The organism is Paenarthrobacter ilicis, assembly GCF_016907545.1.
Taxonomy (GTDB): domain Bacteria; phylum Actinomycetota; class Actinomycetes; order Actinomycetales; family Micrococcaceae; genus Arthrobacter; species Arthrobacter ilicis.
On the sequence record NZ_JAFBCD010000001.1, the window covers coordinates 2,743,380 to 2,762,812 of the forward strand.

Sequence of the window (19,433 nt, forward strand, 5' to 3'; positions counted from 1 at the left end):
GATGGAGAGCTGTTGAGACGTCACTCACATCAACGACGACGGCGGTGACGGTTCCCTTGCGGGTCCGCCACCGCCGTCGTGGGCAATGTCTTGCTGGTGTTACTTGACGATGCCCTTGTCCTTCAGCCATGCGGCTGCAGCATCCTTGGGGCTTTCTTTCTGGTCTCCGCTGACTGCACGGTTCAGATTGATCAGGTCAGTGGTGGTCAGGGTCTTGGACACGTTGTTCAGTGCGTCCTTGGCCTTGTCCGTCATCTTGGCCTTGCTGTACAGCGGCAGGACCTGCTGAGCCTTGAAGTTGTTCTTGGGGTCCTCCAGGACCACAAGGTCGTTGTCCGCAATGGACGGGGTGGTGGTGTAGATGTCCGCCACCTGGACCTTGTCCTCCAGCAACGCCTGCAGCGTCAGGTTGCCGCCGCCGTCGTTGAACGGCTGCAGGCCCTTGAGCTCGCAGTTGTAGTTGGACTTCAGTCCCGGGAAGCCGTAGGCGCGGGTTTCGAAGGTTGCCGGAGCGGCCATGGTGAAGTCCTTGCAGACCTTCGCCAGGTCCTCAATGGACTTCAGCTGGTACTTCTCCGCGGTTGCCTTGGTGACCACCATGGCGTCCTTGGATTCAGCCTTCGCCGCGTCCAGGACAGCCAGTCCATCCGGCAGCTTGCCGGGGAGGGCCTTGAAAACATCGTCCGCGGAGACTTCCTTGGCGTCCTTGTCCACAAAGGACAGCAGGTTGCCCGAGTAGTCCGGTACGAGGTCGATCGACCCGTCCTGGACAGCCTTGACGTAAATCTCACGGGATCCGATGTTGGGCTTGGACGTGGCAGTTACGCCTGCTGCGTTCAGGGCGCCAACGTAGATCTCTGCGATGACCTGGCTCTCAGGGAAGTCGGCGGATCCCACCACCAGTGAGCCGCCGGCGGCAGCAGAGCCGTCGGGGGCTGAGGTGGACGGTGACGCCAGCGGGCTGCCGCCACAAGCACTCAGTGCCAGGGCCACACCCAGTCCTGCAGCAAGTCCGCCTAGTCCACGGCGCGAAAGGGTCATGGGGACGGGTTTCTTCATGGTGTACCTCCTTGAACGGCAGCTCCCTGGGGAGCTGTGGCTTTGGTGTCGTCGGACGCCTGACGGCGGCCGTTCGGGTTGGTTGCGAGGCCGGGAGAAAGCACCAGCCTTTGGACGCCTGCCAGTACCAGGTCCACGGCAATGGCCAAGGCGGCGATGAGGAGCGAGCCGCCCAGCATCCTGGGGAAGTCCTGCAGGACAAGCCCGTCAAACAGGTACCGGCCCAGGCCACCCAGGGGAAGGTAGGCAACCACTGACACTGTGGCGATGACCTGCAGCACAGCCGTGCGGATGCCCCCGAACATGACCTGAAGTCCGTTGGGCAGTTCCACCCGGAACAGAATCTGGAGTTCAGTCATGCCCATGGCGCGTGCGGCGTCCACCACCACGCGATCCACACTGGAGATACCTGCATAGGTCCCCGCCAAAAGCGGCGGGACCGTCAGGATGACCAACGCCCAGACCGGAGGCATCAGGCCACTGCCGGCAAGCAGGGCGAAGAGCACCAGGAGCCCCAGGGTGGGCAGTGCACGCAGTGCTCCCGCCACCGCAACGGCTACCACGCGGCCGCGGCCGGTGTGCCCGATGTACAGGCCGATGGGTACGGCAATGACAGCGGCAATAGCCAGCACCAGCGCACTGTACTGCAGGTGCTCCATGAGGCGGGTGGGGATTCCGCTGCTACCGGTCCAATGGAGGGGATCCGTGAGCCACTGGATTGTTTCGGCGAAGATATTCATGCGGAGGCCCCCGTATCCGGACGCAGTGCGGCAGCAGACGCCGCCGGTCCGGCTTTGGGTTCGGTCAATACGGCACCGGCATCCGGGCGGACGGAGTTGCCGCCCCCGGCCCGTGTCCAGGGAGTCAACACCCGTTCCAGGACCACCAGGATGGCATCCATCAGGAGCGCGAGGACCAGGATGGCGATGATGCCCACCACAACCTCGGTGATGAAGGTGCGCTGGAGGCCGTCGGTGAAGAGGACACCCAGGTTTCCCACTCCCAGAAGTGCAGCAACGCTGACCAGGGAGATATTGCTGACGGACACCACGCGCAGGCCCGCGAAGAGCACCGGCAGGGACAACGGCAGGTCCACCTGGAAGAAGCGGGCCATGGGCTTGTACCCCATGGCCACGGCTGCCTTCCGGAGATCGTCGTCCACGGAATCAAAAGCATCCATGGCCGCGCGCACCAGCAGCGCCACAGCATAGATGGTCAGGGCCACCACCACGTTGAGCGGATCCAGGATCCGGGTGCCCAGGATGGTGGGGAGGATGATGAAAAGTGCCAGTGACGGGATGGTGTAGAGCAGTGACGTTGCTGTGGCCACCACCGACCTCAGCGCGGCGTTGCGCCTGGCCAGCTGGGCCAAGGGAACGGAAATCACCAGGCCCAGGACCATCGGGATGACGGCGAGCACCAAGTGCTGACCGGCGAGCCCAAGGACCATGCTGATGTTGTCGAGGAACCACTCCATCAGGTGGCGTCCTCCCTGTGATGCCGCGCTTCTTCAATCAAGGCCAGAACTTCAGGTGCCTTCAGGACTCCGGCCACCCGGCCGTCGTCGTCAACGGCAACGCCCAGGCCGGACGGTGAAGACAACGCCGCATCCAGCGCCCGTCGCAGGGTTTCGCCCTTGCGGAACAGCGAACCTCCCGGAATGAGCCCGGCGCCGTCGCGCGGCGAAGACCATCCCAGCGGCCTGGAGTCTTGGTCCACCACCAGCGTCCACTCCCCCGCCGCGTTGGCGTCTGCCCGGGCCTGGGACTCGGTGACCGTGGGCACCGGGTGCAGGGTGACGGCGTCGGCGGTGTTGAAAGCCAAGTGCCGGAAGCCCCGGTCACGGCCAACAAAGGAGGCCACAAAGTCATTGGCGGGGGCCCGGAGGATCTCTTCCGGCGCAGCATACTGGGCCAACTTGCCGCCCACTGCGAACACGGCAACCTTGTCCCCGAGCACCGTGGCCTCATCAATATCGTGCGTCACGAAGACGATGGTTTTGGCCAGTTCCCGCTGCAAACGGAGAAGTTCCTGCTGCAGTTCGTCGCGGACCACTGGGTCAACGGCGCTGAAGGGTTCGTCCATGAGGAGCACGGGCGGGTCGGCAGCAAGCGCGCGGGCGACACCCACGCGCTGCTGCTGACCCCCCGAAAGCTGCGATGGATACCGCTTGCCCAGAACCGACGCCAACCCCACGACGTCGAGCAGTTCCTCGGCCCGTTTCCGCGCTGCGGCTTTGGAGACTCCGTTGAGCCTCGGCACGGTGGCTATGTTGTCCAGCACAGAGCGGTGCGGCAGCAACCCGGAAGATTGCATCACGTAGCCCATGGATCGGCGCAGCTGCGCCGCCGGAACCCGGGATACGTCCTCGCCCGCGACAGTGATTGTTCCGCTGGTGGGCTCCACCATCCGGTTGATCATGCGCAAAGAGGTGGTTTTGCCGCAGCCTGATGGACCGACGAACACGGTGATGGCGCCCTTGTCGATGGACATGGTCAGGGCGTCCACCGCGGGCTGCCCACCTTGGTACTGCTTGGTGACGCTCTTGAACTCAATCATGGCTTCAGCCATTCCCAGGATTACCTATCTCTGGCGGACATTTATCGGTAGAGCCACATGATCATATGCATGCTTATTACTTGGCAGCAAAGCAATCATCCCCCAGACTAGCCAGCTGAAGTCACGATGTCAGCGTTGCCACGAATTCCGTAATGAATCGGCAATGTTCACCGCCTGCGTCGTTTACCTCCCTTCCCTGCCCTTTCCTCTGCCCGGTCGTACCGTTGCCGCTCAGCAGAGCGCTGGCCGCGGTCCGCAGACATGACCTTTTGGTGCCATTCGCGCTGATATGCCCGACGTGCAGCAGCGTCATGTTTCCTGGCCAAGGCCGCCAGTTCGCGCTGCAGCTTCAGGTAACTCGCCCAACGCCGCTGATCCAGTGATCCCCTGTCCAAAGCCTCCTGCACGGCGCATCCCGGCTCGCCTTGGTGTGCGCAATCGGAGAACCGGCATTGCGCAAAGAGTTCATCGAGGTCGCCGAACATTTCCCCCATTCCCTCATCAGCGTCAAAAAGGCCGAAGCCTCGAACGCCAGGGGTGTCCATCAAAACGGCGCCTGAGGACAGCGGGATCAGTTCCCGCGAGGTGGTGGTGTGCTTGCCCTTGCCGTCTCCGGCCCGGACCTGGCCCGTGAGCTGGATTTCCGTCCCGGCCAAGGCATTGATCAGGGTTGATTTACCCGCACCGGAGGGTCCCAGCAGCACCAGCGTTGATCCGGGCGGGATGTGGCCCTCCAGTTCGTCCAGACCGTCGCCATCCTCGGCTGATGTTGTGACCACCGGAACTCCCGCCGCCTGCTGGATGACCTCCCCCACAACGTCATCCGCTATCCGGGCCAGGTCCGCCTTGGTGATCACCACCAAGGGTGTGGCTCCGGAATCCCAAGCGGCCACCAGCGTCCGCTCCAGCCGATTGTGGGTGAGCGGGCGGTCCATGGGAACCACCACCGCGACAATATCGATGTTGCTGCCCAGGACCTGTTCTTCCGAGGACGCCTCGAAAGCCCGCTTCCGGCTCAGTGCCGAGAAACGCGGCAGAATATGGACGACGGCGGGCTCGCCGGCAAGGTTCCGGCCCAGCCAAACCCAGTCTCCCGTGGCGGGAGCTGGTCCGCGCGCAGGGTAAGGCAGGTGGAGCAGTTGGTCCGGGGAGGCGACCAGCACACGGTTGCGGTCCACCCGGATCACGCGGGCCGGAACGGGAGCGGGTTGGTGTTGCTGGCGCCCCGGCGCGGGGTTTGCCCGGTATAAGGCGGCTGTTTTGTCAGTGAAGCCGTATTCGATGGGACCAGAAAGGTCAGTGGTGTGATCGTCGGTACGTGGAACGAAAGTGTTCAAGGGGTTGCCTCTGCTGAGGCCCGGTTGCCTGGATGTGTCAGGCAGATGCCGGGACAAGAATGGTGGGCTCTTGATGGTGCGCCACGCTTGATACGCGGGCGCGCAAAGTTACGGCATTCATCAAAGTCCACCTCCTGCGGCATCCGGCCGGGAACTGCTGCCCGGCGTGAGGTTTCAGGGTACCCAGCAGCGGGCGCTCTTGGCTAGGCCGTGGGGGGCCCGGCGGCGAGTTTCCCGTTGACGGGCCGCTCACTGTGCAGCCTCAACCCGATGTCCACCAGCGACACCCTGGTGAGCTTTTCGACGTCAGTCAGAGGGATCCATGCTGCGTGTGTGGTGCTGCCATCCACTTCGTGGGTAAGTTCTCCGCCCACCACCGTGCCTTCGTATACCAACCGGAGCGATTCGAAGTCCCTGTGGGAACCGTCCTTCCGGGGCTCTCCGGGCCAGTGCCCCACATCAATCCCCAGCATGCGATCGATGGAAGCCTTGTAGCCGGTTTCCTCGAACACTTCGCGCTTGCATCCGTCCACGGGGTGTTCGGCCAGGTCCAGCCCTCCCCCTGGAAGCGTCCACCCTTCCTTGCCGTCCTCTTTCCAATAGGCGAGGAGGATCTTTTGGTCCTTGATGATCACGGCGTAGGCGGCTGGGCGGGTATCAAACTGCAGGCTCATGGTGCCAGCTTAGGGGTGTGCGTTGATGTCATGGCAGTTCGGCCGCGGCGATGGGGCCCGCCTCTTCGGGGCCAAGGTCAGGCTGCTGACGGAGTTCGACGACGGTCCCGGCCTTTTCGAGTTCCAGCACCTTGATGATGTTGGTTCCGGAGGTGAACAACGGAGCCGGGGCGTAGAGGGTCACCTGGGGTCCTTTGTCCCAGTACCTGCCCAGGAGAAAACCGTTGAGCCATACAAAACCCTTGCCGGAGCCAGGGAGGGCAATATAGGCATCTGCCGGATCAGTGAGGACAAACCCGGCCCCGGGCAAGCGATCCAGGTCCTGGCCGGTCCACTCTGCGAGCGCCAAGGGGGTCTGTGTCCAGTGGAAGGTGTAGCGCTGGTTGATGAGGACGCCGCCAAGAATTCCCTTGCCCTGGCCGGTCAGGGGCCCATAGTTGATCCGGCCCATGTTCTCCACGAGGATTTCCAGCGTGGCCGTTGTGCCTGTTCCCGTGACCACCAGTCCATCCGCGCCGGTGACGTCGTCGAGGATGCCGGCAAAATGACCATCCACCCAGACATAGGCACGATCATGGAGCCCGGCAATCTTCAGCCGGCTTTCCGCGGGCGCCTCCGGAAGTCCGGGAAGTGTCGCCTCCGCCTGGTAGAAGACCAGGCCGGAGTCCAGCCCCAGTTGCTCGAAACTGAGCGGGGAGACGCTGGAAACGGCGCCTGTTGAACTTCGGAGAAGGTCCAGGAGCCCCGTCCGGCCCTCCAAAGCCAACGTTTGCGCCGGTACCACGGGCGCCACATCCATCAGGTCAGCCGGAATGGCGGGTGGGGAATCCACGCCTTGTGCCCTGAAGAATTCCTTGCGGAGGGCATGGAATTTTGGTGTCAGCGCGCCGTTCTCCGCAATGGGGGCGTCGGAATCGTAGCTGGTGACAGTTGGCTGCAGCGCCGTGCCGTCGTGGTTGCTGCCGGAACCGAGACCGAAGTTGGTGCCGCCGTGCGCCATGTAGATGCAGACCGAACCGCCGGCGTCGAGCATGGAGCGCACTTCACTGGCTGCGTCGTCTCCATCGCGGCGGTGGTGGTGCTCGCCCCAGTGATCGAACCAGCCGCCCCAAAACTCCACGTTGAAGAACGGCTCCCCCGGCCTGCGGCGCTTCCAGGTGGCCATGGCTTCCTCGCCGCGGCTTCCCAGGGTGGCAGTTGCCCATGTTCCCTCGAGGGAGCCTCCGTCCAGGAAGTAGTCCGTTCCGCCGTCCGCGGTGAACAGCAATTCGGTGATGCCACGGTCTTCCAAAGCACGCTTGTTCCAGCGGATGTACTGGTGGTCGTCACCGTAGCTGCCGTATTCGTTCTCGATCTGCACGGCGACCACGGGTCCACCCTGGACGGCCTGCCGGGAAGTGATGATGGGCAGAAGCTGGTCAAACCATTCCTCCACGGCTGCCGTGAAGAGCGGGTCCAGGCGCCGCAGTTCCATTCCCGGGGTTCCGGTCAGCCATGCGGGGAAGCCGCCGTTGTCCCATTCGGCACAAATGTAGGGGCCGGGACGGACAATGACGTCCAGGCCTTCCTCCGCTGCGAGGTCGATGAACCGGCTCACGTCCCGCCACCCCGTAAAGTCCGGCGCGTCCCCGGGTTTAGGCTGATGGAAGTTCCATGCAACGTAGGTGTCAACGGTGTTGGCGCCCATCGCTTTGAGTCGCCTCAGCCTGTCCCGCCATAAGTCCGGGTGCACTCGGAAATAGTGGATGGCCCCCGCGAGGATGCGGTACGGTTCACCGGAACGGTAGAGGACGGCGTCACGGTAGCTCAATATGGCGTTGGTCACACGGGACAGATTAGCTCAAAAACCAACATTTATTCACAGGTGAGACGCACATGACCAATCTTGATACATCCCCTGCGCAGGAAATCTGCCCTGCCGCTCCCGAGGGACAGGGTCCCTGCGTCCAACTGTGGCCCGAACGTGAAGTGCCCCTGGGCGGTGTCCGCGCCATGAACGTGTTCCGCACCCTGCCGCAGCGCGGCCTACCCACCGTGGGTGCATGGTGCTTCCTGGACAGGTTCGGCCCGGACCGGGTGGCCATGAGCGTCCTGCCCCACCCGCACTGCGGCCTCCAGACAGTCACGTGGCCCATGGAGGGAGCGGTCCGGCACAGGGACAGCGTGGGCAGTGACGTGGTGGTCCGCCCGGGCGAGCTGAACATCATGACAGCAGGGCATGGGATCTCCCACTCCGAATTCTCAGTCCTCCCCGGAGACGCAGCGCATCCCCTGATGGAGGAAATCCCCGTGTCCAGGGGTCTCCAATTGTGGGCTGCCCTGCCGGACGAGCACCGGCACCGCGCACCTTCCTTTGAACAGGTGAAGGACCTCCCCGTTGCGGTGGGTGAAGGGTTCGCAGCCACGGTGATGGTGGGCGAGTTTGCCGGGCAACGGTCCCCCGCCACCATGTTCAGCCCGATTGTGGGGGCCGACATCACCGCAAGCGGCCAGATCCAACTGCCCCTCACACCGGGCTTCGAACACGCGGTACTGGTCCTGGACGGCCACCTGACCATCGACGGCCAGGATATCGATGCCGGGCCACTCGCCTACCTGGGAGCGGGCCGTCACCATCTGGACGTCACTGCCCACCCCGACACCCGCTTCATGCTGTTGGGCGGAGAGCCCTTCGGCGAAGACCTGCTGATGTGGTGGAACTTTGTGGGCAGGACCCACGAAGAAGTGGAACAGGCCCGCGAGGACTGGGAAGCTGAAGGGCTGCTGGACGACGACGCGGCCGCCGTCTCACGTTTTGGCTTCGTTCCCGGCCATGGCCCCGATGCGGGCCCTGAGGCAGGACGTATTCCCGCACCCCCGCTCCCGGGAGTGAAACTCCGTCCCCGCACCCGGGGCTGACGCACCCGGGGCTGACGCACCAGGGGCCGACACCTCCGGGGCCGACACCTCCGGGGCTGATACCTCCGGGGCGGGCGAACGCGTGCTGGGTTCGAAGCGGTTCAGCCCGCACCCTGCTCAGCGACAAGCCGCGGCACTCCAAAAACGGGGTCCTGGGCCAGGATGCGGACATCCACGATCCCGTCCTCAGCAAGTGCGGCCGTGAAGGCCTCCTGCAACGCGGTGACGTTCATGCCCAGGCCACTGCCCAGAATGACCGGGCCTTCCAATCCGAGCTGGCGGACCGCCTGCCTGGCCAGATCGGCAAGGTCCCTGCCTGCCTGCTGAACCAAGCCAATGCTGACGGGATCCCCGGCTGCGGCGGCATCCACCACTACCCTGGCCTGCTGCGCCCAATATCTGCGTCCCGTGTCCGGTGAATGGAACAGCGCAATGAGCTTGCCTGGTTCCTCCACACCACAAGATACCAACAGCGCACGGCTGAGCTGGTCCGGCTCGAGGCCCTGGTTCATGCGCCGGAGGCTGTGCCGCACGGCTTCCCGTCCCAGCCAGTACCCGCTGCCTTCATCGCCCAGGAGGTAACCCCAGCCACCCGCCCGGGCTTCCAGTCCGGCGTCGTTCTTGCCCCACGCGGCCGAACCGGTACCGGCAATAACTGCCACACCCGAACTGGCCCCACCGGCTGCCAGCAGCAACCGTGAATCGTGAACCACGGTGATGCGCGCACCGGGGGCATGAGGAGCAATGAGGTCCGCCAGCGCCTGGGCGTCCTCCTCGGTGTCGATTCCGCCGGCTCCTGCATACACCTGGTCAATCCGGCCACCACCTATGGCGCCAAACAAGTCAGCAAGGTTGGCGGCTGCCTGCTCCCTGCTGACGTTCTGCACATTGGAGCTGCCGGCAGTTTCATCCATGACGGCGATCCCGTCCTGGAACCGCACGCCGCGGGTCTTTGTGCCTCCGATGTCCAGGCCAATGACGGTACCCGCCGTCGCGGAGGTGGCAGGCTGGGAAGGCTGGGTAGAGTCAGGATTGTTCACCGTGAAAGACTAGCCTGCAGCGTACCGAGGAGAAACCGCTCATGACCGCTTCCTTATGTGGCACGCCGTTCATTGCAGCCCCCATGGCCGGCGGAACATCAACGCCCGCACTGGCCAGGGCGGTGCACGAAGGTGGCGGGCTCGGCTTCCTGGCGGCAGGGTACAAGAGTCCCGCCGCGATGGTCGCGGAAATCGCCGCAGCACGGGCCCTGGACATTCCTTTCGGCATAAACCTCTTCGTGCCCGATGCCTCCCAACTCCCGCCATCCGCCGGGGCCTTGGCGCTCCTGGAGCACTACAAGACGGAACTCTCCGCTGACGCCGGACAGTACGGCGTGACGCTTCCGCCCCTGCGCCTTGATGACGACGACGCATGGCAGGACAAAATTGATGCGCTCCTGGCCGACCCCGTGGAATGGGTGAGCTTCGCCTTCGGAATGCCCGGAAAAGCCGTGACCCGGGCCTTGCAGAAGCAGGGCACCACAGTAATCGTCAGCGTCACGTCCGTCGACGAAGCCCTCGCCGCAACCGAAGAAAAGCCGGATGCGCTCGCCGTTCAACACACGTCGGCCGGCGGCCATACGGCCGCGTTCCTCCACCGGAACCCGGCGCCGGCTGGAGCAGCCCGGACGACGGCGGACCTGGTCGCCCAGGTGGGTGCCGCCGTCGGACTTCCCCTGATAGCGGCCGGCGCGATCATGGACTCTGCAGACCTGCGCGCCGTTCTGGAGGCGGGAGCGATCGCCGCCCAGGCCGGGACCGCGCTGGTCCGGACTGACGAAAGCGGTGCGCGGCAGGCTCATAAGGATGCGCTGGGTGATCCTGGCTTCACCCGGACGGACATGACCCGCGCTTTCACCGGGCGCTGGGCGAGGTCCCTGGTGAACGACTTTGTTCTGGACCATCCACAGGCACCTGAAGGTTACCCTGCCATTCACCACCTGACCGGGCCCATCAGGCAGGCTGCTGCTGCCGCGGGAGATGCGCACCGCCTCAATCTGTGGGCTGGAACCGGCTGGCAACGTGGACGGCAGGGACCTGCAGCGGAGGTTGTCAGGGCCTTCCTGAGCGGGCTCTGACCAGCTCGGCCAGCAGTTGGCCTCCCTGGGAGACCACCAGTTCCCGGAAAAGGCGCACTGCGTCGGGCTCGAAGTTCCGTTCCCTCCACGCGATTCCGATCTGACGGAAGGCCAGGTCCGAGTCCAAGGGGACCTCAACGAGCCCCAACTCGGTTTCGGGCAGGAATTGACCCGTTCCGGAGCCCGGACCTGCCGGTGGAAGGATGCTGAATCCCAGTCCCGCCGAAACCAGTCCCCTGGCGGACGTTGACCCCTGGACTTCGAAGGCGATCCTGGGGCGGAACCCGGCCTCACGGAACAATGCCTCACCCAAAGCCCGCAAACCCACCCCGGTAGGGAGCGTGACGTAGGGCTCGTGGCGCAGTTGGGACAGATGGATCGTGGAGTGGCCTGCCAACGGGTGCTTGTAGTGCAGCACGGCCCTCAGGGGCTCGCGGTACAGCGGCAGGGAGACGATGCCTTTGCCTTCCGGCGCTATGGGTGCCACGAGTGCGAAATCCGACTCGCCCGCAGCCAACTGCTCCAGGCATCCGTCACGGGGACCTTGACGCAACTCGAAAACTGTTTGCGGGTGCTTGGCCCGGTAAGCGCTGATGAGCAGGGGCAACGTCGCCTCGCCGAAGGTGTGCTGGGACGCAACCCCCACCCGTCCGCGCACGACATCCGATTCCTGCCGCACCCTGTCCAGCCCGGCTTGGAAATCCTCCAAGGCCGCCTCGATGTAGGGCAGCAGCGTTTTGGCTGCGGGCGTGAGCCTGATCCCCCGTCCATCCTTGGCCAAGAGGTCCATGCCGACAATCGCGCTGGCACGTGCCACGGCACGGCTCACGGTCGATTGGGGAACGCCGAGGATGGCTGCGGTCTCCGTCATGTGCTCGGTACGCCCCAGCTCCGCGAGGACGGGAAGGAGGGGGAGCAGCTGGATGAGCTGATGGTGGTCAGGCTCCATAGTGTGCTCCCCTTACTGGCTTGTCCATTCATGCATCAGGACATCAATCGTAAGCAAAATATGCATTGGAAGGTACAGTCCGGTTCCGCCTAGCCTTACCGGATGAGCAATGCGAGCGCCACGGCCCCCTCAGACACCTGGGACGGGCACATCAAAGGCTCCCGTGGCTACCGGCGGGTTCTTGCCGCGTTGGCTTTCGCTGGGGTAGCAACGTTTGCGCAGCTTTATTCCACCCAGGCCGTCCTGCCGCTGATGGCCAGCGACCTCCAGATTACTGCCGCAGAAGCGGCGCTGAGTATTTCCGTGGCTACCGTGGGCCTGGCGTTGACGGTGATTCCTTGGTCCTTCCTGGCGGACCGGATCGGCCGGGTCCGCGCCATGACCATCGGAATTTCAGCCGCCACGGTTCTTGGCCTCCTGGTTCCCCTGGCCCCTACCCTCCCCGTGTTGCTGGTGATCAGGACGCTGGAAGGGATGGCCCTTGGCGGGATACCGGCAATAGCGATCGCCTACCTCAACGAAGAAGTCACCAAGATCCACACCGCCATGGCCGCCGGAAGCTACGTCGCCGGAACCACGCTGGGCGGCCTTGCCGGGCGCTTGGTGGCCGGCCCGGCAGGTGAATTGTGGGGATGGCGCACCGCTGCCTCGGCGGTTTCAGTGCTGGCTACAGTGTCCGCCGTCCTTTTCCTGATGTTGGTTCCACGCCAACGCCGGTTCATTCCGTCCCCCGGACAAGGGTTGCGCGGTGCCTTCCGGACCCTGTCCGGCCATGCCCGCAACCCCCATTTGCTGGTGCTGTATGTGCAGGCGTTCCTGCTCATGGGCGGTTTCGTGGCAGTGTACAACTATCTGGGCTTCCGGCTCCATGCCGGGCCGTTCAGCCTTCCTGCCTCGGTGGTCAGCCTCCTCTTCCTGGCGTACCTTTCGGGAACTGTCACCTCGCGGTGGGCAGCCGCATTGACCTCCCGGTTCGGGAGGCGGAATGTGCTGGTAGCCGGCATTGCTGTCATGACAGCGGGGTTGGCCTTGACGTTGGTGGAAAACCTGGCACTCATCCTGGCCGGACTCATCATCTTTACCGGCGGCTTCTTCGCAGCCCATAGCGTGGGGTCCGGCTGGACGGGCGCCATTGCCAGCACGGGCCGCGCACAAGCAGCCTCCCTGTATAACCTCTCCTATTACCTGGGCTCCAGCGTGATCGGCTGGGCGGGCGGCCTGGCGTTTCAGGCCTACGGATGGCCGGCTTTGGCGTGCAGCGTCATGGCGCTTTCCCTCACGACGGCGGTACTCACCATGGTGGTTCACCGCCGCTCCCGCTGATTCCTTGGGCGCTGGTCCTACAATCAGTGACATGACACAGGTCACAAGAAGCCGGGAGCTGTCCTCTCCGGAGCGGTTGCAGGCCTTCACGGATGCCGTGGTGGCCATTGCCCTGACTCTGCTGATCCTGCCGCTCATGGAGAGCGTGGGTGAACTGGGAGACCACGGCGGAACCACGGCCGAATGGCTGGCGGACCAGCGTTTTGCACTCCTGGGTTTTGCCCTGAGCTTTCTCCTGATTGCCGTGTTCTGGAGGCACCATCACAGGATCTTCACGCAGGTGCACAAGGTGGACAACGGGCTGCTCTGGTTGACGGTTGCCTGGATGTTCACCATCGTCTGGATGCCGGTGGCCACTGCGCTCTCTACACAAATGACCTCGGATTGGGCCCAACCCCTGGTCTATATCGGGGCGCTTTTTGCCACCAGCCTGATGCTGGTCCTCACACGCGTGTATCTGCGGTCCCACCCCGATCTTCACGGCATGGATCCGCAGGAGATGAAGGATGGAATCCGCTCCGGCGCAATTGTCTCCCTGCTCTTCCTGGTGGCCTTGGCGATTGCTTTGGCCGTCCCCACGGCTGGCAACCTGCCGTTGCTGGTCATGCTGCTCAGTGAGCCTCTGCAGCGGCTGGCTCGACGCCGGGGACCCGGGCGGGCTGCACGATAGTCACCTGAAGAATTGACCGTCTAAGATGGTCAAAAGGCAATTTCAGGAGGATCCGTGAGCAACCCCACGAAGAATGTTCGGTCAGCCGCGGGCACCACTGAGCCGTTGGACGCCATTGATGAGCGCATCCTGGCAGCCTTGGTTGACGATGCCAGGATCTCCAACAAACAACTCGCTGAGCTCGTGGGAATTGCACCGTCCACCGCCCTGATGAGGACCCGTGCGCTGTCCGAGCGCGGCATCATTGAGGGTTTCGAGGCTGTCCTTAGCCTCCCCGCCATCGGGCGCTCGGTCCAGGCACTCATCGCCGTCCGCCTCCGTGCTCACGACCGCGACCAGATCGACCGTTTCACTGCCCGCGTCCCCAAGCTCCCGGCAGTCATCTCCACCTTCCACACCACAGGTTCGGTGGACTACCTGTTGCATATCGCCGTGGCCAACACAGACGACCTCCGCAACTGGCTCCTGGACAACCTGGCCACGGATCCCGTGGTGGGTCACACAGAGACCACCATGGTCTTCCAGCACATTCCCGGCAACCGCGGTCCCCTGCCGGAATAGCGGGTTGAGCGTCGGAGCCGCTTAGCTCCTGAGTGCCCGCCGGAGTGAGACGCCGGACAACGCCAGGGCGGCAACTCCGCAAAGAACCGTAAAGCCGGCGACGGCGGCCTGCAGCCCAAGCGCGGACACGGCAAGCCCCAGCCCAATCACCGGGACTGCGCTGCCCAAATAGGTGATGACGTACACAGTGCTGATGACCTGGGCGTGGCGGGATGCCTCTACTTTCCCCGCCACGTCATTGAAGACCTGCCGGAATGCCAGTCCTTGGCCTACACCGGCCGAGATGCTGGCAAGAACCAACAGCCACGGGCTGGACCACGCCGCCGCGGCTCCCACCAGAACCACGGAGATCCCCAGCACGGCCAGTGCAACCGGGACGACGAACCGTCCGCGGGCCCCCAGAAGTTGGCTCAGGGCCGAGGCTCCCAGCGTGATTCCCGCCAGCAGTCCTATGACCGGCCTGGAATCCGCGTGGACAACTCCGGCAAAATAGCCGGGCGCCAGGGACAGGCAGAAACCAAAGACGGCGAAGCTCAGGAAACCTGTTGCCGCGGCCAGCCAGAACGCTCCGCGTGCATCGCGGGATACTGAAGGCTTCCGGGGGGCAAGCAGCTTGATGGGCCGTGGGCCTTGGGCGGGAGCAATCGCCGGACGTGCCTTCAACAACCACAGTGGGATCAGGGCAGCCAGAAGGACGGCTGAATGAACGTAGTAAGGAGTCCGGGTGGGGTCCGGCAGGAGCGACAGGAGGCCGCCGATCGCGGGACCCGCGGCAACTCCACCGGCCGATGACAACAAGGTGAAGCGGGACGCCCAGTCCGGACGTTGCGGAAGAAGTTCCCGCAAGGCCGCTGAACTGGCTCCGGTGGCCAGGCCCACGGCAACACCCTGCAGGGCCCGGCCCATGGACAAGCTCAGCAGCGAGTCCGCATTCGCGAAGACCACCCCGCCGGCCAGCCCCGCAAAGACAGCCAGAACCAGTGCTGCACGCCGCCCGATATGGTCGGACCAGTGCCCTGCGATCATGAGCACAGCCACCAGGGCCACCACGTAACTGGCAAACGCCACCGTGACATCCAGGGAGCTCAGCCCTAGGTTGGCCTGCAACAGCGGGTAGAGGGGTGTCGCCAGGTTGGCGCCTACAAGCAGCGCAAAAATCACGACTCCCGCAAGGACCAGTCGTGCGGTGGTGGATGCATCCCATCCCCAGCGCCCTGCTGTGGCAGGACGCATGCGGAGTTCGCTCAAGACAGTCATTTCCATGCCTTCGGGCTCGGTGGCCGCTTTCAGGCAAAGCCTTGTGGGCAGCCCGTCGCCGGCAGAACAGTGATGGCAATAGAATGCATGAGTACTGAGCTGAAAGACTTTTTCCACAGTCTCTTTTGAACAAAAAGATCAAAGGAGACCCCCTACTATGAGGCGGAGTGACCATTTGAACACCCTGGACCCCATGGATACGAAGATCCTGCTGGAACTCATCAAAGATCCGCGCATCCAGATCGCCGAACTCAGCGATGCTTTGGGCATCGCACGCAATACCGCACAGAGCCGCGTGAAGCGGCTTCTGCGCTCCGGCGTACTGCACGCCGCCGGCCGTGAAGTCGACCTCGAAAAGGTGGGGTACGACGTCGTCGCCTTCGTCACCATCGAAGTCACCCACCGCGAGCTCGACGGCGTCATCGGCGCCTTGCGCCTGATCCCCCAGGTGCTGGAAGTCCATGAAATCTCAGGCCGGGGCGATCTCTGGTGCCGTGTGGTGGCTACCGACACCCACAATCTCCAGTCTGCGCTGCGCTCCGTGCTCCGCACCAAGGGCGTCATCAGGACAGAAACAGTGCTGGCCCTGCATACCCATATCCCTTACCGGACAGAACCGTTGATCGGCAGGATGGCTGCCGCTCATGGACGCCCCCGGACAGAGGTCCGCCGGGATGTCACGCAGCCTGTAACGGACTAGGATTCCAGGAATGGATTGGCTCTCACATATCTCCCACGTCAACTGGATTGCTGTACTTCTGGCCTTCGTCTCCAGCATGGTCATCGGCTTCATCTGGTACATGCCGGCCGTCCTGGGCCGCCGCTGGATGCAGGCGATCGGCAAAACGGAGGAAGATCTCAAGAACATTGATGGCGGCGCCGGAATCTGGGCTCCCATGATGGTCTCCGCAGCTGTGACCAGCATCCTCCTGGCCATCCTCATCAGTGCGCTGGACGTCAACTCCGCGGTGGGTGGCGGGTTCTTCGCGTTGATGGCGGCCTTGGTGTTCCGGGCCGGCGGGCACGTAATCCACAACGGCTTTGCGGGGCGGCCCACCGTGGTTACGGCCATAGACTCCGGCCATGACATCGTGGCGATGACCGTGGCTGGGGTCATCATCGGGGCAATGCAGTAGCGTTCAACCAGTGACCATCATTGACAACGCCGTATACGTGGACGGCGTACGCACAGCTACCCCGCGCAGCCTCGAGCAAACCTTTGAAACGCTGTCCGAGCACGGCGGAATGGCGTGGATCGGCCTGTACCGTCCCACCAAAGAGGAGATGGCCGCCGTCGCCGTGGAATTCGACCTCCACGAACTGGCAGTGGAAGACGCCGTTTCAGCGCACCAACGCCCCAAACTCGAGCGGTATGACCACAGTCTCTTCACCGTGCTGCGGCCCGCGCGCTACCTAGACGACACAGAGACCGTCGAGTTCGGGGAGCTTCACGTCTTCACCGGACCAAACTTCGTGGTGACCATCCGGCACGCTGAAACCGGCGGTGTTGCCCGCGTCCGCAAACGGCTGGAAGAACGTCCGGATCTGCTGTGCCACGGGCCGGAAGCGGTCCTGTACGCCCTGGTGGACCAAGTGGTTGACGATTATGCCCCCGTGATCGCCGGCTTGGAAAACGACATCGATGAGATCGAAGACCAGCTGTTCAGCGGAGACAGCTCGGTATCCCGGCGTATTTACGAACTGGCCCGCGAGGTCATCCAGTTCCAGCGCGCCATCCATCCCCTGCCGGAGATGATGGTCCTGCTGGAGAAGGGCTTCGAGAAGTACGGCGTGGACATTGAGCTGCAGCGGTCCCTCCGTGACGTCGAGGACCATGTCCAGCGCGTGATCTCCCGCGCCAACAGCTTCAGGGATATCTTGCAGAACGCTCTCACCCTGGACGGGACCCTCACCGCAAACCGCCAAAATGAGGTCAGTGCCGCCCAGAACGAGCAGGTCAAGAAGATCTCGTCCTGGGCAGCCATCCTGTTCGCGCCGTCCTTCGTGGCCGGCGTCTACGGAATGAACTTCGACAACATGCCTGAACTCCACTGGGACCTGGGGTACCCCATGGCCATTGGCCTGATGGTGGGAGCGGCGCTGCTCATGTACCTCATCTTCAAACGCAAGGGCTGGCTGTAAGCCTCAGATGGCCCCACCGGCCGCGCCGGGGGCGCTGGCATCCAGGCCGCCGTCCCCCACTGCCTCGCGTGCCACGTAGTTTTCAATGTCGAACAGGTTCTCCGCGCGCTCAGTGATGTTCAGCAGCGTGGTCATGGAAGCAACCTCTTCCACCTGTTCCTTCAGGAACCACAGCATGAACTGTTCTCCCAGGGCATCGCCCTCTGCGCGGGCTGCCCGGAACATTTCCTCGATATCGCGGGTGACCTGCTTTTCCTGTTCCAAGGCCAGGGCAATCGGCTCCTTGGCATTGGTGAAGTTGTTGCGCACCGGCCCAACACCGGGAATCTCCACGTGCACGTTGCGGTCCAGCATGTATTGGACCATCATCATGGCGTGGTTGCGTTCCTCCAGCGACTGCCGGTAGAAGTGGCGAGCCAACTGGGGCAGGTCTTCGCCGTCAAAATACACCGCCACTGCGATGTATTGCTGGGAGGCTGCAAACTCGTTGGCAACCTGGGCGGACAGCAGTTCATTGAAGGTCTTCTTAGCCATGGCACGATCCTACAGGCGGACACACGTGCCGGGTCCGGGCGGGCGTCAAGCCAGCTGCGAGGCCAACCAGACACCCGCGGCCGCGGCCAGAACACTGATGGCCATGGTTCCCACGCCATTCACCAGAGCCAATCCCGGACGGCGGCTCTGGATCAGCCGGATGGTCTCCAGGCTTGCTGTGCTGAAGGTGGTGTAGCCGCCCAAGAATCCCGTGCCAAGAATCAACAGCAACGATTCCGGGGCGAGCCCCCGCATCACCATGCCGGCGAGGAAACCCAACACCAGGGACCCCGATACATTGATCAGGACGGTGCCCCACGGGAGTGCGGTTTTGATGCGTGTCCGGACGAAACCATCCAGCACGAAGCGGGTAGCAGCGCCAAGTCCCCCTGCCAACGCCAGCAGCAGTACCGTCATGTGGTCCGCCTGTGCTGCCAGGCTCCCAGCCAGATGCCTGCCAGGGTGGCAAGGGCTCCCCCGAACAGGCTGGCGGCAAGGTACGCGAAGGCTGCCGGGGGCTGTCCTCCGTTGACAAGGTGGACTGTGTCCACCGCCAGGGTGCTGTAGGTGGTGTAGGCGCCCAGGAAGCCGGTGCCCAAGGCGAGGCGCAGGACCCGGCGATTTCCGACGTCGGGCCCTCTGCGCGACAGCCCCTCGAGCAGCGCGCCAAGAGCCAGGGCGCCGGTGAGGTTGATGAGCAGCGTGGGAAGTGGCCATGCCCCGGGAGCCGGGATCACCAGGCCCAGGCCGTAGCGGGCCAAAGCCCCCAGTATGCCGCCGGCCGCCACAATGCCTATGAATCCCCAGCGAAGGTGGAGGGGACGGTGCGCCTCAGAGGTGGTCATGGTGTCCGGAGGGGACCCTGGGGTTGATGGGAACAACCAGGACCGGGCGCGGTTGGCACCGGAACAAGTGGCGGGCCACCGAACCCGCTGTCATCTCTTTGATGGCGGAAGCCAGCGTGTGATCCCGTGTACCCACCACAATCATGGATGCGCCCATGGCTTCGGCCTGGCGTGCCAACGCATGCGCGGGCTCACCTGCCAGAAGCACCGTGGACCAATTGATCCCGCTGCCGGCGAGGTGACCTGTCAGTGCGGATGAAAGATCCCCGGGCACGTCAGTATCCGCGCCATCGTCAGGATCTATGGGAGCCGCAGGCCCTCCCGTGGTTCCGTCCACGGGATAGAGGGTCACATCCGAGTAGCCGCACACCAGCGCGCTACCCGTAGCCTTGGCAAGGCGGGCAGCAGTGTCCACCACCGCCGGATTCTGTCCTGGCACGACGCCAACCAGGATGGGACCGGTGACGGTCCACTCCTCGGCGGGCTGGGCATGGGTGTGGGTCACA

22 protein-coding genes are annotated in these 19,433 nt (G+C 63.9%); 8 read left to right on the forward strand and 14 right to left on the reverse strand.

Translation table 11 applies throughout. From position 1 onward, the window contains the following. Nucleotides 1-99: 99 nt before the first annotated feature. The 7 genes from JOE60_RS12490 to JOE60_RS12520 form a co-directional block, all read right to left on the reverse strand. A complete protein-coding gene (locus JOE60_RS12490; RefSeq protein ID WP_167263369.1) occupies nucleotides 100-1,059 on the reverse strand; it encodes an ABC transporter substrate-binding protein in 960 nt (319 codons plus the stop codon). Next, nucleotides 1,056-1,799 (reverse strand): ABC transporter permease, encoded by a 744-nt coding sequence (locus JOE60_RS12495; RefSeq protein WP_167263371.1) that lies wholly within the window; start codon nucleotides 1,797-1,799, stop codon nucleotides 1,056-1,058. Before JOE60_RS12495 ends, JOE60_RS12490 begins: the two co-directional genes overlap by 4 nt. Then, the gene (locus tag JOE60_RS12500) at nucleotides 1,796-2,536 is read right to left on the reverse strand and encodes an ABC transporter permease (protein ID WP_167263373.1); all 741 of its coding nucleotides are present in this window, start codon (nucleotides 2,534-2,536) and stop codon (nucleotides 1,796-1,798) included. The genes JOE60_RS12495 and JOE60_RS12500 overlap by 4 nt, the downstream gene beginning before the upstream one ends. Then, complete coding sequence (locus tag JOE60_RS12505) at nucleotides 2,536-3,630, reverse strand: ABC transporter ATP-binding protein (RefSeq protein WP_167263375.1); 1,095 nt, start codon at nucleotides 3,628-3,630, stop codon at nucleotides 2,536-2,538. The genes JOE60_RS12500 and JOE60_RS12505 overlap by 1 nt, the downstream gene beginning before the upstream one ends. Nucleotides 3,631-3,785: 155 nt before the next feature. After that, complete coding sequence (rsgA, locus tag JOE60_RS12510; protein ID WP_167263377.1) at nucleotides 3,786-4,955, reverse strand: ribosome small subunit-dependent GTPase A; 1,170 nt, start codon at nucleotides 4,953-4,955, stop codon at nucleotides 3,786-3,788. Between the two features lie 203 nt (nucleotides 4,956-5,158). Further along, on the reverse strand, nucleotides 5,159-5,629 hold the full coding sequence (locus JOE60_RS12515) for an NUDIX hydrolase (protein ID WP_167263379.1): 471 nt from the start codon (nucleotides 5,627-5,629) through the stop codon (nucleotides 5,159-5,161). A gap of 28 nt (nucleotides 5,630-5,657) precedes the next feature. Continuing rightward, entirely contained in the window at nucleotides 5,658-7,454 is a 1,797-nt protein-coding gene (locus JOE60_RS12520) for a beta-galactosidase (RefSeq protein ID WP_167263381.1), read from the reverse strand. A gap of 50 nt (nucleotides 7,455-7,504) precedes the next feature. Here JOE60_RS12520 and JOE60_RS12525 point away from each other — a divergent pair, with 50 nt between their 5' ends. Continuing rightward, nucleotides 7,505-8,527 carry a pirin family protein gene (locus JOE60_RS12525; protein WP_167263383.1) on the forward strand — a complete coding sequence of 341 codons (1,023 nt, stop codon included), beginning with the start codon at nucleotides 7,505-7,507 and terminating at the stop codon, nucleotides 8,525-8,527. Between the two features lie 101 nt (nucleotides 8,528-8,628). Here the strand turns inward: JOE60_RS12525 and JOE60_RS12530 are convergent, their stop codons facing one another. Next, nucleotides 8,629-9,567, reverse strand: a complete 939-nt coding sequence (locus JOE60_RS12530) for an N-acetylglucosamine kinase (RefSeq protein ID WP_167263384.1) — start codon at nucleotides 9,565-9,567, stop codon at nucleotides 8,629-8,631. 41 nt (nucleotides 9,568-9,608) lie between these two features. Here JOE60_RS12530 and JOE60_RS12535 point away from each other — a divergent pair, with 41 nt between their 5' ends. Continuing rightward, nucleotides 9,609-10,646: a nitronate monooxygenase gene (locus tag JOE60_RS12535; protein WP_204814924.1), complete on the forward strand. Its 1,038-nt coding sequence runs from the start codon at nucleotides 9,609-9,611 to the stop codon at nucleotides 10,644-10,646. Here JOE60_RS12535 and JOE60_RS12540 read toward each other — a convergent pair. Next, a complete protein-coding gene (locus JOE60_RS12540) occupies nucleotides 10,621-11,595 on the reverse strand; it encodes a LysR family transcriptional regulator (RefSeq protein ID WP_167263386.1) in 975 nt (324 codons plus the stop codon). The two genes, JOE60_RS12535 and JOE60_RS12540, sit on opposite strands and share 26 nt — an antisense overlap. Nucleotides 11,596-11,697: 102 nt before the next feature. On the opposite strand from JOE60_RS12540, the gene JOE60_RS12545 reads away from it, so the two are divergent. From JOE60_RS12545 to JOE60_RS12555, 3 genes are read left to right on the forward strand one after another with little or no spacing between them, the layout of a single operon-like run. Next, the gene (locus JOE60_RS12545; RefSeq protein WP_167263388.1) at nucleotides 11,698-12,918 is read left to right on the forward strand and encodes an MFS transporter; all 1,221 of its coding nucleotides are present in this window, start codon (nucleotides 11,698-11,700) and stop codon (nucleotides 12,916-12,918) included. Nucleotides 12,919-12,949: 31 nt separating this feature from the next. Continuing rightward, on the forward strand, nucleotides 12,950-13,588 hold the full coding sequence (locus JOE60_RS12550) for a TMEM175 family protein (protein ID WP_167263390.1): 639 nt from the start codon (nucleotides 12,950-12,952) through the stop codon (nucleotides 13,586-13,588). Nucleotides 13,589-13,642: 54 nt separating this feature from the next. Continuing rightward, nucleotides 13,643-14,149 (forward strand): Lrp/AsnC family transcriptional regulator, encoded by a 507-nt coding sequence (locus JOE60_RS12555; RefSeq protein ID WP_167263392.1) that lies wholly within the window; start codon nucleotides 13,643-13,645, stop codon nucleotides 14,147-14,149. A 21-nt stretch (nucleotides 14,150-14,170) separates the two neighbouring features. Here JOE60_RS12555 and JOE60_RS12560 read toward each other — a convergent pair whose 3' ends face one another. Beyond that, nucleotides 14,171-15,406, reverse strand: a complete 1,236-nt coding sequence (locus tag JOE60_RS12560) for an MFS transporter (protein WP_167263394.1) — start codon at nucleotides 15,404-15,406, stop codon at nucleotides 14,171-14,173. Between the two features lie 175 nt (nucleotides 15,407-15,581). Between JOE60_RS12560 and JOE60_RS12565 the strand changes: the two genes are divergently transcribed. From JOE60_RS12565 to corA, 3 genes are read left to right on the forward strand one after another with little or no spacing between them, the layout of a single operon-like run. Beyond that, nucleotides 15,582-16,106 carry an Lrp/AsnC family transcriptional regulator gene (locus JOE60_RS12565; RefSeq protein ID WP_420851414.1) on the forward strand — a complete coding sequence of 175 codons (525 nt, stop codon included), beginning with the start codon at nucleotides 15,582-15,584 and terminating at the stop codon, nucleotides 16,104-16,106. A gap of 10 nt (nucleotides 16,107-16,116) precedes the next feature. Further along, nucleotides 16,117-16,542 carry a DUF1761 domain-containing protein gene (locus JOE60_RS12570; RefSeq protein WP_167263398.1) on the forward strand — a complete coding sequence of 142 codons (426 nt, stop codon included), beginning with the start codon at nucleotides 16,117-16,119 and terminating at the stop codon, nucleotides 16,540-16,542. 10 nt (nucleotides 16,543-16,552) lie between these two features. Then, nucleotides 16,553-17,548, forward strand: a complete 996-nt coding sequence (corA, locus tag JOE60_RS12575; RefSeq protein ID WP_167263400.1) for a magnesium/cobalt transporter CorA — start codon at nucleotides 16,553-16,555, stop codon at nucleotides 17,546-17,548. A gap of 3 nt (nucleotides 17,549-17,551) precedes the next feature. On the opposite strand, the gene JOE60_RS12580 is transcribed toward corA, so the two are convergent. From JOE60_RS12580 to JOE60_RS12595, 4 genes are read right to left on the reverse strand one after another with little or no spacing between them, the layout of a single operon-like run. Continuing rightward, nucleotides 17,552-18,082, reverse strand: a complete 531-nt coding sequence (locus tag JOE60_RS12580; RefSeq protein ID WP_167263402.1) for a ferritin — start codon at nucleotides 18,080-18,082, stop codon at nucleotides 17,552-17,554. 45 nt (nucleotides 18,083-18,127) lie between these two features. Next, a complete protein-coding gene (crcB, locus tag JOE60_RS12585; RefSeq protein WP_167263404.1) occupies nucleotides 18,128-18,499 on the reverse strand; it encodes a fluoride efflux transporter CrcB in 372 nt (123 codons plus the stop codon). Beyond that, entirely contained in the window at nucleotides 18,496-18,927 is a 432-nt protein-coding gene (locus JOE60_RS12590; protein WP_167263406.1) for a fluoride efflux transporter FluC, read from the reverse strand. Before JOE60_RS12590 ends, crcB begins: the two co-directional genes overlap by 4 nt. Next, nucleotides 18,914-19,432: a universal stress protein gene (locus JOE60_RS12595; protein WP_167263408.1), complete on the reverse strand. Its 519-nt coding sequence runs from the start codon at nucleotides 19,430-19,432 to the stop codon at nucleotides 18,914-18,916. The genes JOE60_RS12590 and JOE60_RS12595 overlap by 14 nt, the downstream gene beginning before the upstream one ends. Nucleotide 19,433 lies beyond the last annotated feature (1 nt).

What these genes read in the sequence shown, in the direction of transcription:
- JOE60_RS12490 (WP_167263369.1), bottom strand. Translation starts at nt 1,059, where the DNA reads ATGAAGAAACCCGTCCCCATGACCCTTTCGCGCCGTGGACTAGGCGGA.
- JOE60_RS12495 (WP_167263371.1), bottom strand. Translation starts at nt 1,799, where the DNA reads ATGAATATCTTCGCCGAAACAATCCAGTGGCTCACGGATCCCCTCCAT.
- JOE60_RS12500 (WP_167263373.1), bottom strand. Translation starts at nt 2,536, where the DNA reads ATGGAGTGGTTCCTCGACAACATCAGCATGGTCCTTGGGCTCGCCGGT.
- JOE60_RS12505 (WP_167263375.1), bottom strand. Translation starts at nt 3,630, where the DNA reads ATGGCTGAAGCCATGATTGAGTTCAAGAGCGTCACCAAGCAGTACCAA.
- JOE60_RS12515 (WP_167263379.1), bottom strand. Translation starts at nt 5,629, where the DNA reads ATGAGCCTGCAGTTTGATACCCGCCCAGCCGCCTACGCCGTGATCATC.
- JOE60_RS12525 (WP_167263383.1), top strand. Translation starts at nt 7,505, where the DNA reads ATGACCAATCTTGATACATCCCCTGCGCAGGAAATCTGCCCTGCCGCT.
- JOE60_RS12535 (WP_204814924.1), top strand. Translation starts at nt 9,609, where the DNA reads ATGACCGCTTCCTTATGTGGCACGCCGTTCATTGCAGCCCCCATGGCC.
- JOE60_RS12540 (WP_167263386.1), bottom strand. Translation starts at nt 11,595, where the DNA reads ATGGAGCCTGACCACCATCAGCTCATCCAGCTGCTCCCCCTCCTTCCC.
- JOE60_RS12545 (WP_167263388.1), top strand. Translation starts at nt 11,698, where the DNA reads ATGAGCAATGCGAGCGCCACGGCCCCCTCAGACACCTGGGACGGGCAC.
- JOE60_RS12550 (WP_167263390.1), top strand. Translation starts at nt 12,950, where the DNA reads ATGACACAGGTCACAAGAAGCCGGGAGCTGTCCTCTCCGGAGCGGTTG.
- JOE60_RS12560 (WP_167263394.1), bottom strand. Translation starts at nt 15,406, where the DNA reads ATGACTGTCTTGAGCGAACTCCGCATGCGTCCTGCCACAGCAGGGCGC.
- JOE60_RS12570 (WP_167263398.1), top strand. Translation starts at nt 16,117, where the DNA reads ATGGATTGGCTCTCACATATCTCCCACGTCAACTGGATTGCTGTACTT.
- JOE60_RS12580 (WP_167263402.1), bottom strand. Translation starts at nt 18,082, where the DNA reads ATGGCTAAGAAGACCTTCAATGAACTGCTGTCCGCCCAGGTTGCCAAC.
- crcB (WP_167263404.1), bottom strand. Translation starts at nt 18,499, where the DNA reads ATGACGGTACTGCTGCTGGCGTTGGCAGGGGGACTTGGCGCTGCTACC.
- JOE60_RS12590 (WP_167263406.1), bottom strand. Translation starts at nt 18,927, where the DNA reads ATGACCACCTCTGAGGCGCACCGTCCCCTCCACCTTCGCTGGGGATTC.